Below are 13,608 nucleotides of genomic sequence, written 5' to 3'. Positions count from 1 at the left end.
TCCCTCCCAGTATATTCAGTATGTTGTTACGTTAATGCGCTGTCCCGGCGCTGTTTTTGTCCTGTGCTTTTGTGTTTTTCGTGGTATCCGATGCGTTCAGCCTGACTACGGCTCCGACAGTAAAACCGGCAAGGTCAGCACGGCGGGCAAAAATACTTCCGTCACCAGCAGGCAAGCCCCTTTACGCCAGAACAGAGAACGGCGTGCCGGCAGGCTGACGGCCTGTATCTGCGGCAGCACCGCGCGGATCCGCCGCATCAGCGGATGTTGCGCATGCAGCCGGGCAAACGACAAACGTCCGCGCTCAACCAGCGGATCGTTAAACAAAGTGCTGCCCAGCGAGCGCTCTCCCAATCCACGGAATAAAGGCCACTGCGCGGCGGTCGCGGTCAATGGCACGACGGTATGGCCATAAATCATGGCCTCGCCGTCGCAACGCAGGATCACTTCACGCTGATGCACTTTTTCCACCCGCGCCAGTCCCAGCGCAGCATACTCGTCCGTCAGGCACAGCGCCTTGTGCTGCGACAAGCGCTGCACCCGGAACTGTCCGCAACGCGCCACCAGCCTGGCGGTCAGCGAGTCGCGGTTGGTCAGCCAGTCCTGCATGCTGCGCCGCTGATCGACAGTCTGCACATGGCTGAACCACTGCCCCGCCGTGCGGTGGCGCGGCTGCATTGCCTCAGGCTGCGGCATGGTGAGGGGGGAAATATTCAGCACCGGCTTCATCATTAACGGATCACGCATCGCTGGCATCATCCGCATCACAAAAAGCCATGACTTCCGGCAGATAGTCTGCAAACTCGGCAATGCCGTGGTCGCTGCCCTGAATAATATGCTGCCGTGCACCCGGATAATGGGCAAGCATCTCGCGCCAGTCCAGCACCTCGTCGCCGGTTGCCGCCAGCAGAAAATAGCGCACCGGACGGGTAATCTGCGATACCGCCAGCGCCCGCAGCTCCTCGACGTACTCTGGCTTGAATTCAAAACGCTCGTCGCTGTGATAATAAGTCGTCACGCCGACGTAGCTCTCCAGATCGCGCGGCGGCTTCACAGCCGGATTGAGCAAAACAGCGCGGCAGTCGTATTTTTCTGCCAGCCAGGTCGCGTAATACCCCCCGAGCGAAGAGCCGACGATACTGATGGCAGCGCGGTTTGCAGCAGTCTGCAGAATGGCTTCCGCCTGCATCATCGCCTGCGCCGGAGAAGGCGACAGCGCCGGGCAATGCCATTCGGCAATGCGTCCGCGACGCGCCATCTCCTGCTGCATGAGCCGCGCTTTGTAGGATTGCGGCGAAGAACGGAATCCGTGCAGATACAAAATCATGCTGCCACGACTCCGGCCGCAGCCCGCTGATGCAGCCTGTCGAGCAATTTCTGATGCACGCCACCAAAACCGCCATTGCTCATGATCAGCACATAATCGCCGGCCTGCGCCTGCTGGGCAATAGCCTGCACCAGTTCAGGGATCGCCTGAAAGCAGGCCACTTTATCTCCCAGCGGCGCCAGTGCTGCCGCCAGATCCCAGCCCAGCGCATCCTTGCCTTCGGTAGCGCCGAAACCAAACACCCGGTCAGCCTGCGCCAGACTGCCCGGCAGAGCCTGTTTCATGGTGCCCAGCTTCATGGTGTTGGAACGCGGCTCCAGCACAGCCAGAATGCGTGCCGCGCCAACTTTGCGCCGCAGCCCCGCAATCGTGGTCGCGACAGCCGTCGGATGGTGCGCGAAATCGTCGATCACGGTCACGCCGTCTTCGATGCCGCGCACTTCCATGCGCCGCTTCACATTCACGAAATGCGCCAGCGCTTCGATGGCGAGCTCAGGTTTGATGCCGACATGGCGCGCCGCCGCAATCGCAGCCAGCGCGTTCTGGCGATTGTGTTCGCCGTTCAGCTGCCATTGCACCGTTCCCTGGCATTCGCCGTTGAAATACACCTCAAAATCTTCGCCGTCTTTCAGAACAATGCGCCACTGCTGATCATTGCCGAAAAATTCTTTCCCGCTCCAGCAACCGCGCTGCAGCACACGTTGCAGCGCATCGTTGTGGCCATTGACGATCAGACGCCCGACGCCGGGCACGGTGCGCACCAGATGATGAAACTGCGTTTCAATCGCCCCCACATCCGGAAAAATATCGGCGTGATCGTATTCCAGATTATTCAGGATGGCAGTCTTCGCATGGTAGTGCACAAACTTACTGCGCTTGTCGAAAAAAGCCGTGTCGTATTCGTCCGCCTCGATCACAAAGAAATCCGAAGCGTGATTTCCCTGCAGACGGGCTGAAATGCCGAAATTCAGCGGCACGCCGCCAATCAGAAAGCCCGGCGCATAACCGGCGTATTCCAGTATCCAGGCCAGCATGGCAGATGTGGTGGTTTTGCCATGTGTGCCAGCCACTGCCAGCACCCACTTGTGGCGCAGGATATGGTCGCCCATCCATTGCGGTCCGGACACATAAGGCAGGCCACGGTTCAGGATTTCCTCCATCAGCGGATTGCCGCGCGATACCACATTGCCGACAACATACAGATCCGGCTCCAGCGCGATCTGCTCGGCACCGAATCCCTGCATCAGGGTGATGCCCTGTGCTTCGAGCTGCGTGCTCATGGGCGGATAGACATTGGCGTCGCAGCCAGTCACCGTATGCCCCGCCTCTTTGGCCAGAACTGCCAGCCCCCCCATGAAGGTGCCGCAAATACCGAGGATATGAATATGCATAATTTCAATCAATTTCAGAATCCCGCAATTCTACCTGAGTGCCGCCCGGTTTCCCTATGCACAAAGGGACAGATGTTAGGTTATGATGCCGCCATGATGATTCACAATCCCAATGAAGCCGAAGCCCTGCGCTCAGAAATCGCGATGCTGGCAGCGCGCATGATCGCCGAAGACGGAGCGGATTACGCCACCGCCAAGCGAAAAGCGGTGCGCCAATTGCTCGGCAACCAGAAACCCAGAGGTGATATCCTGCCCGACAATGCACAGATCGAACAGGAAGTACGGGAATACCATGCGCTGTTTTTTGGCGACACCCAGCCACAGCGCCTGCTGCAGCTGCGCCAGCTGGCGGCTGAGCTGATGGAAGAACTGGAACGCTTCAACCCCTATCTGGTCGGCGCGGTGCTCAACGGCACCGCAGGCCCCCATTCAGACATCTACCTGCATCTTTATACTGACAATACCAAAGATGTCGCGATCTACCTGCTGAATCAGGATATCGAATTCGAGGTGTCAGAAAGCTTCAACCACCGGCATGACAGTATTGAAACACTGAGCTTCATGCGCGGGAAGGAAGGCGTGCATCTGGTATTGCAGGAACAGGATGCGATCCGGCAGGGGAAAAACCAGGAACGCGCCAACCTGCAAGCCCTGCGCGCGCTTATCAGCGATAGTCTTCACTCTGCGGAAAATTCTTATGAAACTGATTAATAAAAAATTTGCAGGCGCCATCCTGCTGGGACTCAGCTTCACCGGACTCGGCATCTACGCCGGCAACCTGCAAACCACGCCCGACACGCCGGAAAGCAGCGCAGTCCGCCAGGTCATGAGTAAAAAATTCCCTGATAGCAACGGATTACGGCAATCGCTTTCAAGCTGGAAAAACCAGTTGCTCGTGGTTAACTTCTGGGCAACCTGGTGCGCACCCTGCGTACAGGAAATGCCGGAATTATCCGCCTTGCAACACGAATTATCCGGCAAGCCAGTGCAGATCGTCGGCCTGGGCATCGACAGTCCGTCGAATATTTCGGAATTTGCCAAAAAGTACAGTATCAGCTACCCATTGCTGGTTGCAGGACTGGAAGGCAGCGAACTGTCCCGCCAGCTCGGCAATCTGGCAGGCGGACTGCCCTTCACCGTCCTGATCACACCGGATGGCAAGGTTGCCAAAAGCTATCTGGGGCGCCTGAAAATGGATGCACTGCGCGCCGACATCGCCAAATTTTCTGCGGAAAAATCAAAGTAAGTCGATTTTTCCTTGCCAATCTGCTGTCAATGACGGCAAAATGCGGCCATCTTCGTCAAATCAAACATGACTATGGCAAGCAAACTGCTGCTGTTGAATGGCCCGAATCTGAATCTGCTCGGCACCCGTGAGCCCGCCAAGTACGGCGCAATCACCCTGAGCGAAGTGGAAACTGCCGCGCAGGCGCAGGCAAAAGCCGCAGGCGCGGCGCTGGTCACATTCCAGAGCAACCACGAAGGTGCCCTGATCGACCGCATTCACGCAGCCCGCAGCGAAGCCATCGATGCCATCGTCATCAATCCCGGCGGCCTCACGCACACCAGCGTGGCGCTGCGCGATGCACTGGCTGCCGTCGCGATTCCTTTTGTTGAAATCCACATCACCAATATCCATCAGAGAGAAGCATTCCGGCATCACTCTTTCCTGTCTGACATCGCTCGCGGCGTCATCTGCGGCCTCGGCACCGACGGTTACCGGCTCGCCATTGATTTTTGTATAAAAAACCTGTAACTTCTTTTATCTTCGCGCATTTTTAAACAATTTCCGCTTATTTTGATGTACAATCAAGTTTTAAGCGTCATTGCCAGAACGATTAAATCGTTCTATATTGCGCTTCCGTTCATTCAAAATTACCTTTTTCAAAGGGGCTCCACATGGATTTAAGAAAACTCAAAACCCTGATCGACCTCGTGGCAGAATCGGATATCGCCGAACTCGAAGTGACTGAAGGTGAAGGTAAAGTCCGCATCGTCAAATCCTCTGCAATGCCCCAGAATCAAGTAGTCATGATGCCGCAGCAGGCACACCAGGCTGCCGCGCCCGTCGCAGCTGCACCGGTTGCCGCCGCGGCACCGGCCGTACCGGAAGGTCATATCGTCAAGTCTCCTATGGTCGGAACTTTCTACCGCTCTTCTGCGCCGGGCGCTGCCCCATTCGCCGACATCGGCAAGAGCGTCGGCAAAGGCGATACGCTGTGCATCATCGAAGCAATGAAGTTGCTGAATGAAATTGAAAGCGATTTCGAAGGCACGATTAAACAGATTCTGGTGGAAAATGGTCAGCCTGTTGAATACGGTCAGCCGCTATTCGTGATTGGCTGATCCGGGCTGCCGTACCTGAGGTCCCGGACGCCTTCCGTTGTAACCATTGCCACCGCAAAGTTAAATCATGTTTGAAAAAATTCTTATCGCCAATCGAGGTGAAATCGCGCTCCGTATCCAGCGCGCCTGCCGCGAAATGGGCATTAAAACCGTGGTCGTGCACTCTGAGGCAGACCGCGAAGCAAAATATGTGAAGCTGGCCGACGAATCTGTCTGCATCGGCCCTGCTCCATCGAATCTGAGTTACCTGAGCATGCCCGCGATCATCAGCGCCGCCGAAGTCACCGACGCACAGGCTATTCATCCTGGCTATGGCTTCCTGTCGGAAAATGCGGACTTCGCCGAGCGCGTTGAGCAATCCGGTTTCGTGTTCATTGGTCCGCGCGCCGAATCGATCCGCATGATGGGTGATAAGGTTTCCGCCAAACATGCCATGATCGCCGCCGGCGTACCATGCGTGCCGGGTTCGGAAGGCGCATTGCCAGATGATCCGAAAGTGATTGTCCAGACCGCCCGCAAAGTCGGCTACCCGGTCATCATCAAAGCTGCCGGCGGTGGCGGCGGCCGTGGCATGCGCGTGGTGCATACCGAGGCAGCCTTGCTCAATGCAGTGACCATGACCAAGACGGAAGCCGGTGCTGCATTCGGTAATCCTGAAGTCTACATGGAAAAATTCCTGGAAAATCCGCGCCATGTGGAAATCCAGATTCTGGCCGATCAGCATGGCAATGCGATCTGGCTCGGCGAGCGCGACTGCTCCATGCAGCGCCGCCATCAGAAAGTGATTGAAGAAGCGCCGGCTCCCGGCATTCCGCGCAAGCTGATCGAAAAAATCGGCGACCGTTGTGCAGCCGCCTGCCGCAAGATCGGTTACCGTGGCGCCGGTACGTTTGAATTCCTGTATGAAAACGGCGAGTTTTATTTCATCGAAATGAACACCCGCGTGCAGGTTGAGCATCCGGTCACTGAAATGATTACCGGCATCGATATCGTGCAGGAGCAGATCCGGATTGCCTTCAACGAAAAACTGCGCTTCAAACAAAGCGAAGTCATGCTGAAAGGTCACGCGATCGAATGCCGGGTGAACGCGGAAGATCCGTTTAAATTCATCCCGTCCCCCGGCCGCATCACTTCCTGGCATACGCCGGGCGGCCCTGGCATCCGCGTTGACTCCCACGCTTATGCAGGCTACTTCGTGCCGCCGAATTATGATTCCATGATCGGTAAAGTGATTGCCTACGGCGAAACCCGTGAGCAGGCAATCCGCCGGATGCAGATTGCTTTATCGGAAATGGTGGTCGAAGGCATACAGACCAATATCCCGCTGCATCGGGAACTGATGATTGATGCCCGCTTCATTGAAGGCGGCACTAATATTCACTATCTTGAGCACAAGCTGGCAGACATGCCGGATCTGGCCAAGAAAAACAAGTAAGTTATTATCAGAAGTCATGACCGTAATGGCCCTGCTGATCAGCGGGGCCGTTGCACAGAAAGAGCCGGATGATGGGTTGGATAGAAATTATTATTGAAGTGGCGCGTGAGCAGGCAGAACCGCTGTCGGATGCCCTGATGGATGCTGGCGCATTGTCGGTATCGGTAGAAGATGCGGACGAAGGCACGGTCAACGAAAAACCCATTTTCGGCGAACCGGGCATGGAACCGGACGAAGCCGCCTGGGACCGCAGCCGCGTCGTGGCGCTGGCAGAAAAAGACAGCGATCATCAGGCCATCGTGGCTGAAGCAGCCGCTGCCATCGGGCTGGCCGAAGTGCCGTCACACACGGTGCGCACAGTCGAGGAGCAGGACTGGGTGCGACTGACACAATCGCAGTTCGCACCGATTCATATCGGTAAAAATATCTGGGTCGTGCCCAGCTGGCACGATGCACCGGACCCGGCTGCGCTGGTACTCGAACTCGATCCGGGGCTGGCCTTTGGCACCGGCAGTCATCCGACTACCCGCCTCTGCATGGAATGGCTGGAAGTCCATGCGCCGGCACAAAAAACCGTGCTCGACTATGGCTGTGGTTCCGGCATTCTGGCGATGGTCGCCAGCAAGCTCGGCGCCCGCAGCGTGATCGGGGTCGATATTGATCCGCAAGCGATAGAGTCAGCGCATTTCAACGCAGAGCGCAATCAGTGCCAGATCGAATTTGCACTGCCGGAAGCCTTTGGCGAAGCCCACCCGGCATCAGAAAAATTTGACGTGGTGGTTGCCAACATTCTCTCCAGCCCGCTGAAACTGATGGCGCCGATGCTGGCAGGCCGGGTTGCTGCCGGCGGTTCGCTGATTCTGTCCGGCGTGCTGGCACGCCAGGCAGAAGAAGTCTCGGCAGCCTATGCTCCCTTCATCAGACTCAGTGTCTGGGCTGAACATGAAGGCTGGGTTGCCTTGTCGGGCAGCTTGCCGGACTGACCAAGATGGCGCTCGCCACCCGCTGCCCCCATTGCCAGACCACGTTCCGGGTCGCCAATGATCAGCTGAAACTGCATGCCGGGCTGGTCCGCTGCGGGGCCTGCCAGCAGACGTTCAACGGTGTCGAGCATCTCATTGCGCCGGATACTGCGGCACAACCAGCGGTCGTCCGGCCGGCAGCATCTTCTGCCACCCCGGAAATCCGCCAGAATCCTCCCACAGCAGCCGCTCCCCGCACTGCTGACAACGTCCCGGTAACTCCGCCAGTTCAAACGCAGGATAAGGACAAGCCTGCCCTGCAGGTGTGGAAAACCGCTTCGGCAGCGACGCACGAAAATACGGCAGAGATATTTCAGGAACACACCGGTTCCGCTGCAAACAGCACGCCTGACACCCATGATCTGTCTGCCTCGCTCGATTTTGTGCTGGGCGATGAAGAGCCGGCAGGCACCTTATCCAGCTTGCAGGAACAACCGGTGGAAGTCATTGCCGCCCAGATTGAACTCGAAACCAAGGCAGCTTTGCTGGATGAACCCAGCATAGACTGGTCGGTCGCCGACGTCGTTGCCGAAGACATTGCTGCGGACAGCAGTGAAACTATCGCTCCTGCCGGACCTGCGCTGCACGCCGTCACAACCATCCCGCATGCAGCGGAAGATGGCGCGGATGCCGATGAACTGGCAGACCTCCACGGCGACGATCTGCTGCAGTCCGGCGCGCAGACTTTACCCGGGGAAAACGACGACTCCCATGCGGAAGCCGATGACGATAAACCCGATTTTGTGCTGCAGGCCGAAAAAGAGCAGCGTCATGGCAAATGGCTGCGCATTGCCTATCTGCTCATGAGCCTGGTACTGCTGACCTTGCTGCTGGCACAGGCAACCTATTTCTTCCGCGTCCAGCTCAGTGCTGTTTTTCCGGCCGCCCGTCCGGTGCTGACTCAGGCCTGCCAGTTGTTACGCTGCCAGATTGGCCTGCCCGCGCAAATCGATGCTATCAGCATTGAATCCAATGAGCTGCAGGCGCTGGCTCCGGATAAAAACGTTTTTTCGCTCGTGATGCAATTACAAAATCACGCCGGCACAGCACAGGCATGGCCGGTGGTGGAACTGGTGCTGAATGACAGCAAGGACAAAGCCGTCCTGCAGAAAGCGTTTCAGCCAGCTGACTACTTACCCGCCACTACCGATCCCGGTAAAGGCTTTTCGCCGGGTACAGAACAAAATATCAAACTCTATTTTGAATTGCCGAAACTCAAAGCAGCTGGCTACCATGTCAGTGTGTTTTATCCCTGAATGCAGGCGCACGGGGCGAACGAACGCCCTCACAAAAAACACCTTCTCCTCCGGCACTGGGAACGCTTAGTCAGTGTTTTTTATGCAGCGCACATGCCAGCTTCGCTCCGGCACGGGCATTATTTTTAACCAGCGCAATATTCGTCGCCAGACTGCGGCCGCCCGACAGTTCCTTGATACGCGCCAGTAGAAATGGCGTTACCGCCTTGCCGCCAATTCCCTGCTGCACGGCTTCCTGCAAAGCCTGCACGGTGATCTGCTCAATCTCTGCACGCGGCATCGCGTCTTCTTCCGGCACCGGGTTGGCAATCACAATACCGCCACGCAACCCCAGCTGCCATTTGGTGTGGATGAAATCGGCCTGCTGTTCCGCGCTGTCGAGCTGGAAATCCGCAGAATATCCGCTGTCGCGCGTAAAAAACGCCGGAAATGCGCCCTGCCCGATGCTGATCACAGGCACGCCATGCGTTTCCAGATATTCCAGCGTCAGACCCAGATCGAGTATGGACTTGGCGCCGGCACAGACCACCGCCACCGAAGTCTGCGCCAGTTCCTGCAAGTCGGCGGAAATATCGAAGCTGGTTTCCGCACCGCGGTGAACCCCGCCTATGCCCCCGGTCACAAAGACCTGGATATCCGCCAGCGCTGCGCAAATCATGGTTGCCGCCACCGTAGTGGCGCCCAGCTGACGGCTTGCCAGCACATAAGCCAGATCACGACGGCTGACCTTGATGGCATCGGCAGACTGGCCCAAACGGATCAGCTCGGCGTCTGACAAGCCGATATGGATTTTGCCCTCCATAATCGCGATCGTCGCCGGCACCGCCCCCTGCTCGCGGATAATCTGCTCGACCTCTCTGGCCGTCTGCACATTCTGCGGATAGGGCATGCCGTGTGAAATAATAGTCGACTCCAGCGCCACAACCGGTTTGCCGGTCATTTTTGCGGCACGGACTTCATCAGAAAATACCAGATAAGATTGCATTAGGATTCCTCATCAAAAATAGCAGGGTTGATTGCCGCAGCAACCGTGGTCTCGGTTTGTATTGTGTAAGCAGCCAGTTGCAGGCCTCGCTGGCAGGCCAGGCGCAAATCATCCGGCACCCGCTGCAATGACCAGCAGACACCGGCAGAAAAAGCATCGCCAGCGCCGGTCACATCCTTTACCGCCGCTGGCAAGGCAGGGAGTATTTCAAAATGCTGCCCGGCACGCCGGTTCGTCATCCCGACGCCCTGCGGCCCCAAACTGACCAGCACATCTTCCGCACCTTGCTGCTGCAGATGCTGGCAGGCCTGGGCCAGGCTGGCGACATCCGGCAGATGATGTCCTGCGCGCTGCTCCAGCTCTGAACGGTTCAAAATCAGCAAACGCACACCCTGCAGATCATCAGGTAAATGCACCATCTTCGGCAGGGAAACGGCGATCAGAATCAGTGGTTTTACGGTGCGTCTGGCTTCTTCCTGCAAAAAACGGATACTGGCCCGGCATAAATTCAGATCGGCAATCAGCATCACTGCGGCAGCCAGCCCGCTCTGCCGTTGCTGCAATACTTCCGGAGTCAGGGCGCTGCACAGTTCCATCTCGGAAAACGCCATTTCCATTTCTCCGGCCGGATTCAGCACGGCGGTGTATGTGCCGCTGGCTGCACCGGGCAGAACCAGACTGTGTTCCGTCTGGATGCCCAGTGCTCCGGCATGTTTCAGCAAGGACTGGCCGGCAGCATCATCGCCAACCACGCTCAACAGGCTGCAAAGACCTCCCAGCCGCGCCAGATTTTCTGCAATATTGCGTGCCACACCACCAAAGGATTCGCGTTGCGCCACCGGATTGGAGGTTCCGTTCTGCAAACTGGCAGAGAGCCTGAGTTTCCGGTCAATATTAGCACCGCCGATACACAGAAAAGTACGGGGATCCGGCAGCACATAGGCACGCCCCAGAATCCGTCCCTCTTTGGTCAGCTGCGCAATATAGCCCGCAACCGCAGAGCGCGACAGGCTCAGATATGTCGCCAGCTCCTGCTGACTCAGACAGGGGTTTGCCTGTATCAATGCCAGAATCTGCTCTTTGTTCGTTTCCGCTTTCATGGAACCCCTTTTCGATCCGCCGGCCATCCGCGCTGCGCACGACATTTGCGCAGCAAGCATCCTAGTCAACATCCAGAAATAAAACAATTGTTTTTTAAAATAAACTTTTGTTTTTCTGAATTTACCACCAGATTCTCATCGACTTCCGCACCTCTGCACCTCAGGTCGCGCAAACCCGACACGATCAGGCATACCTGTCTGCCAGGACGGTTTATGGTCAACCTCCTGATCATTGCTTGCTGAAATTGTCAGCTCAAAGGTCAAAATATTCCTCATGCGGCACTGGCAAGCGGCATGATCCAATTCCTATTTGACAGCACCGTCTGTCTGCCCGACAATCTCGCACGCTCTTCTGATACGGTAGAACAAAAATACAGTGTCCGTCGTCTGATTTTTCTGCTCCGGCCGAACACCGGATTGCACAAAATTTCACCAAAAATCCGAGAATCGCTTGACGAGCGGAAGTAGCCCATAGTTAAATACGAAAACGATTGCGCAAACGATTGCGCACCTTCCAATATTGAGAAAAAAGTATCATGAAGCCACGCATCACAGTAGCCGGCAGCGTCAACATGGATCTGGTTTTCCGCACACCGCGCATGCCCGCTCTGGGCGAAACTTTGCACGGTCATGAGTTCCGGCAGATTCCCGGTGGCAAAGGCGCCAATCAGGCGGTGGCGGCGGCCCGGCAAGGTGCTGACGTCAGCTTCATCGGCGCAGTCGGTGATGATGGTTTTGGCGATGTCTCACGCCAGACGCTGGCAGCCGAAGGCATTGATCTGCATTATCTGGCGCGGGTTGCCGGGGTAGCGACCGGCGTCGCCGGCATACTGGTTGAAGATGGCGGGGACAACAGCATCGTGCTGGCCGCCGGCGCCAATGCCACCGTATCGGTTGCCCAGATTGAAGCCGCCCGCGATGCGATTTGCAATGCCGGTATGCTGCTGTGCCAGCTCGAAACACCGGTGGCAAGCGTCATCCGCGCCATCCAGATCGCGCACGACGCCGGAGTCAAGGTCATCCTGAATCCGGCACCGGCGCAGGATCTTGATCCTGCTTTGCTGGCGCAGGTCGATTACCTGATCCTGAACGAAACGGAAGCCACGCAACTGAGCCAGATCGAAGTGACTGACCAGACCAGCGCCCGTTATGCGGCAGAAAAACTGCTGGCGCTCGGAACCGGTGCCGTGCTGCTGACGATGGGCGGTCATGGCGCACTGATTGCGCAGACCGGCGAATGCCTGTTTATACCGGCCATCAAAGTGAATGTGGTTGATACCACGGCAGCGGGCGACACCTTTGTCGGCGCATTCGCCGTCGGTATTGCAAATGGTCTCAGCATTGCTGACGCGAGTCGTGAAGCGCAATACACCGCGGCACTGACGGTAACCCGGCTCGGTGCGCAGACATCGATTCCGCAACGTCAGGAAGTACTGGATTTCATGGCAGCCCGTCAGGCCGCCTGAAGCCGTTGAACGGATTTCAGCCGCCATCGCCGGCGGCCAGCATCTGAGCCGTTGCTGTATTTGATAAAATTTTGCCTGCATGAAGTGAAGCCGCACCGCTCCATGTTAGGCTGGTGAAAGCAAGCGTGAAATGACCATCCCGGTGATCATCGTTTTCCACCAGCTGTTTTCACTGAATGATCTCTGAATAAGGAAGCTCTCATGAAACTTAAACCTTTCTGCCTGACTCTGGCTGGTCTGTTCGTCGCAGCCAGTGCTTATGCCGCAGATCCGAAGTTTGCAGTGATTTACGATGCAGGCGGTAAATTTGATAAGTCCTTCAACCAGTCTGCTTCCGAAGGTGCAGAACGCTTTAAAAAAGAAACCAAGATCGGCTTCATGGAAGTCCAGGTCGCCAGCGATACCCAGACTGAACAGGTATTGCGCAATCTGGCGCGTAAGAAAGTCGATCTGATCGCCTCCATCGGTTTTGCCCAGGCACAGGCAGTCCAGAATGTCGCCAAAGAATTTCCGGCCACCAAATTCGTTCTGATTGATGGCGTCGCCAAAGGCGATAACGTCAGTTCGGTGCTGTTTAAAGAACAGGAAGGCTCTTATCTGGTCGGCGTGGCAGCAGCGATTGCCAGCAAATCGAAAAAAGTCGGCTTCATCGGCGGCATGGATATTCCACTGATCCGTAATTTCTCCTGCGGTTATGTGCAGGGCGTCAAGGCAACGGATGCCAAAGTCGAGATCGTGCAGAATATGGTCGGCACCACCACCTCTGCGTGGAATGATCCGGCCAAAGGCGGCGAACTGGCACGAGCCCAGTTTGAACGCGGCGTGGATGTGATCTTCGCAGCGGCAGGCGGCAGCGGCATGGGGACGCTGCAGGCCGTAAAAGAAAAAGGCAAGCTCGGTATCGGTGTGGATTCCAATCAGAATTACATGCATCCGGGCAGCATGCTGACATCCATGGTTAAGCGCGTCGATCAGGCCATTTATGACAGTTTCATGCAAATGAAGAACGGCAGCTGGAAAGCAGGCGTCGTCTATAAAGGTTTGAAAGAAGGCGGTGTGGACTGGGCGCTGGACAAGGATAACCGCAGCGTGGTCAGTGCCGATATGGAAAAGCGCGTCAATGCCGCCAAGCAGGACATCATCAATGGCAAAGTGAAAGTCGTTGACTTCCGCGACGCCAACAAGTGTCCGGTCTGATGGTCTTTTTCTTGCCGGGGCGCAGATGATGCGTCCCGCATGGCGCCGTCATCCCTGATCCTGAATCCTGAATCCTGATCCTT

15 protein-coding genes are annotated in these 13,608 nt (G+C 56.7%); 9 read left to right on the top strand and 6 right to left on the bottom strand.

All coding sequences use genetic code 11. The features are described 5' to 3' along the window. Positions 1-105: 105 nt before the first annotated feature. Genes H8K27_RS03680 through mpl form a run of 3 tightly spaced genes read right to left on the bottom strand, consistent with a single transcriptional unit; the run spans position 106 to position 2,718 of the window. A complete protein-coding gene (locus tag H8K27_RS03680) occupies positions 106-747 on the bottom strand; it encodes a chorismate--pyruvate lyase family protein (protein WP_230418854.1) in 642 nt (213 codons plus the stop codon). After that, complete coding sequence (locus H8K27_RS03675; RefSeq protein ID WP_186861824.1) at positions 740-1,327, bottom strand: YqiA/YcfP family alpha/beta fold hydrolase; 588 nt, start codon at positions 1,325-1,327, stop codon at positions 740-742. Before H8K27_RS03675 ends, H8K27_RS03680 begins: the two co-directional genes overlap by 8 nt. Next, positions 1,324-2,718: a UDP-N-acetylmuramate:L-alanyl-gamma-D-glutamyl-meso-diaminopimelate ligase gene (gene mpl, locus H8K27_RS03670; RefSeq protein ID WP_186861823.1), complete on the bottom strand. Its 1,395-nt coding sequence runs from the start codon at positions 2,716-2,718 to the stop codon at positions 1,324-1,326. The genes H8K27_RS03675 and mpl overlap by 4 nt, the downstream gene beginning before the upstream one ends. A 93-nt stretch (positions 2,719-2,811) precedes the next feature. Here mpl and H8K27_RS03665 point away from each other — a divergent pair, with 93 nt between their 5' ends. The 7 genes from H8K27_RS03665 to H8K27_RS16455 all read left to right on the top strand — a co-directional run bounded on the left by H8K27_RS03665 (position 2,812) and on the right by H8K27_RS16455 (position 8,777). Next, a complete protein-coding gene (locus tag H8K27_RS03665; RefSeq protein ID WP_186861822.1) occupies positions 2,812-3,429 on the top strand; it encodes a hypothetical protein in 618 nt (205 codons plus the stop codon). Further along, positions 3,416-3,964 carry a TlpA family protein disulfide reductase gene (locus H8K27_RS03660; RefSeq protein WP_186861821.1) on the top strand — a complete coding sequence of 183 codons (549 nt, stop codon included), beginning with the start codon at positions 3,416-3,418 and terminating at the stop codon, positions 3,962-3,964. Before H8K27_RS03665 ends, H8K27_RS03660 begins: the two co-directional genes overlap by 14 nt. Positions 3,965-4,036: 72 nt before the next feature. Continuing rightward, complete coding sequence (gene aroQ / locus H8K27_RS03655) at positions 4,037-4,474, top strand: type II 3-dehydroquinate dehydratase (protein WP_186861820.1); 438 nt, start codon at positions 4,037-4,039, stop codon at positions 4,472-4,474. Positions 4,475-4,617: 143 nt separating this feature from the next. Further along, a complete protein-coding gene (gene accB / locus H8K27_RS03650; RefSeq protein ID WP_176804092.1) occupies positions 4,618-5,064 on the top strand; it encodes an acetyl-CoA carboxylase biotin carboxyl carrier protein in 447 nt (148 codons plus the stop codon). Between the two features lie 67 nt (positions 5,065-5,131). Then, on the top strand, positions 5,132-6,499 hold the full coding sequence (gene accC / locus H8K27_RS03645; protein WP_186861819.1) for an acetyl-CoA carboxylase biotin carboxylase subunit: 1,368 nt from the start codon (positions 5,132-5,134) through the stop codon (positions 6,497-6,499). Positions 6,500-6,570: 71 nt separating this feature from the next. Next, entirely contained in the window at positions 6,571-7,482 is a 912-nt protein-coding gene (gene prmA, locus H8K27_RS03640) for a 50S ribosomal protein L11 methyltransferase (RefSeq protein ID WP_186862016.1), read from the top strand. A 5-nt stretch (positions 7,483-7,487) separates the two neighbouring features. Next, positions 7,488-8,777, top strand: a complete 1,290-nt coding sequence (locus H8K27_RS16455; RefSeq protein WP_230418848.1) for a DUF3426 domain-containing protein — start codon at positions 7,488-7,490, stop codon at positions 8,775-8,777. Between the two features lie 70 nt (positions 8,778-8,847). Here H8K27_RS16455 and H8K27_RS03630 read toward each other — a convergent pair whose 3' ends face one another. Together H8K27_RS03630 and H8K27_RS03625 are read right to left on the bottom strand one after the other, a co-directional pair. Next, positions 8,848-9,762, bottom strand: a complete 915-nt coding sequence (locus H8K27_RS03630; protein WP_186861818.1) for a pseudouridine-5'-phosphate glycosidase — start codon at positions 9,760-9,762, stop codon at positions 8,848-8,850. Further along, positions 9,762-10,862, bottom strand: coding sequence for a carbohydrate kinase (locus tag H8K27_RS03625; protein ID WP_186861817.1), 1,101 nt, complete (start codon positions 10,860-10,862; stop codon positions 9,762-9,764). The genes H8K27_RS03630 and H8K27_RS03625 overlap by 1 nt, the downstream gene beginning before the upstream one ends. A 536-nt stretch (positions 10,863-11,398) precedes the next feature. Between H8K27_RS03625 and rbsK the strand changes: the two genes are divergently transcribed. Further along, positions 11,399-12,328: a ribokinase gene (rbsK, locus tag H8K27_RS03620; RefSeq protein ID WP_186861816.1), complete on the top strand. Its 930-nt coding sequence runs from the start codon at positions 11,399-11,401 to the stop codon at positions 12,326-12,328. A gap of 16 nt (positions 12,329-12,344) precedes the next feature. Here rbsK and H8K27_RS03615 read toward each other — a convergent pair whose 3' ends face one another. After that, on the bottom strand, positions 12,345-12,488 hold the full coding sequence (locus H8K27_RS03615; protein WP_186861815.1) for a hypothetical protein: 144 nt from the start codon (positions 12,486-12,488) through the stop codon (positions 12,345-12,347). Between the two features lie 41 nt (positions 12,489-12,529). On the opposite strand from H8K27_RS03615, the gene H8K27_RS03610 reads away from it, so the two are divergent. Beyond that, the gene (locus H8K27_RS03610) at positions 12,530-13,525 is read left to right on the top strand and encodes a BMP family lipoprotein (protein ID WP_186861814.1); all 996 of its coding nucleotides are present in this window, start codon (positions 12,530-12,532) and stop codon (positions 13,523-13,525) included. The last annotated feature ends 83 nt before the right edge of the window (positions 13,526-13,608 follow it).

It is taken from the genome of Cognatundibacterium griseum, from assembly GCF_014284195.1.
Lineage (GTDB): Bacteria > Pseudomonadota > Gammaproteobacteria > Burkholderiales > Burkholderiaceae_D > Undibacterium > Undibacterium griseum.
This window is presented reverse-complemented; position numbering and strand designations above follow the sequence as displayed.

Coding starts and splice junctions, on each gene's coding strand:
- mpl (WP_186861823.1), bottom strand. CDS start 2,718: ATGCATATTCATATCCTCGGTATTTGCGGCACCTTCATGGGGGGGCTG.
- H8K27_RS03625 (WP_186861817.1), bottom strand. CDS start 10,862: ATGAAAGCGGAAACGAACAAAGAGCAGATTCTGGCATTGATACAGGCA.
- H8K27_RS03675 (WP_186861824.1), bottom strand. CDS start 1,327: ATGATTTTGTATCTGCACGGATTCCGTTCTTCGCCGCAATCCTACAAA.
- H8K27_RS03610 (WP_186861814.1), top strand. CDS start 12,530: ATGAAACTTAAACCTTTCTGCCTGACTCTGGCTGGTCTGTTCGTCGCA.
- H8K27_RS03660 (WP_186861821.1), top strand. CDS start 3,416: ATGAAACTGATTAATAAAAAATTTGCAGGCGCCATCCTGCTGGGACTC.
- accC (WP_186861819.1), top strand. CDS start 5,132: ATGTTTGAAAAAATTCTTATCGCCAATCGAGGTGAAATCGCGCTCCGT.
- prmA (WP_186862016.1), top strand. CDS start 6,571: ATGGGTTGGATAGAAATTATTATTGAAGTGGCGCGTGAGCAGGCAGAA.
- accB (WP_176804092.1), top strand. CDS start 4,618: ATGGATTTAAGAAAACTCAAAACCCTGATCGACCTCGTGGCAGAATCG.
- H8K27_RS03630 (WP_186861818.1), bottom strand. CDS start 9,762: ATGCAATCTTATCTGGTATTTTCTGATGAAGTCCGTGCCGCAAAAATG.
- rbsK (WP_186861816.1), top strand. CDS start 11,399: ATGAAGCCACGCATCACAGTAGCCGGCAGCGTCAACATGGATCTGGTT.
- H8K27_RS03680 (WP_230418854.1), bottom strand. CDS start 747: ATGCGTGATCCGTTAATGATGAAGCCGGTGCTGAATATTTCCCCCCTC.
- H8K27_RS03665 (WP_186861822.1), top strand. CDS start 2,812: ATGATGATTCACAATCCCAATGAAGCCGAAGCCCTGCGCTCAGAAATC.
- aroQ (WP_186861820.1), top strand. CDS start 4,037: ATGGCAAGCAAACTGCTGCTGTTGAATGGCCCGAATCTGAATCTGCTC.
- H8K27_RS16455 (WP_230418848.1), top strand. CDS start 7,488: ATGGCGCTCGCCACCCGCTGCCCCCATTGCCAGACCACGTTCCGGGTC.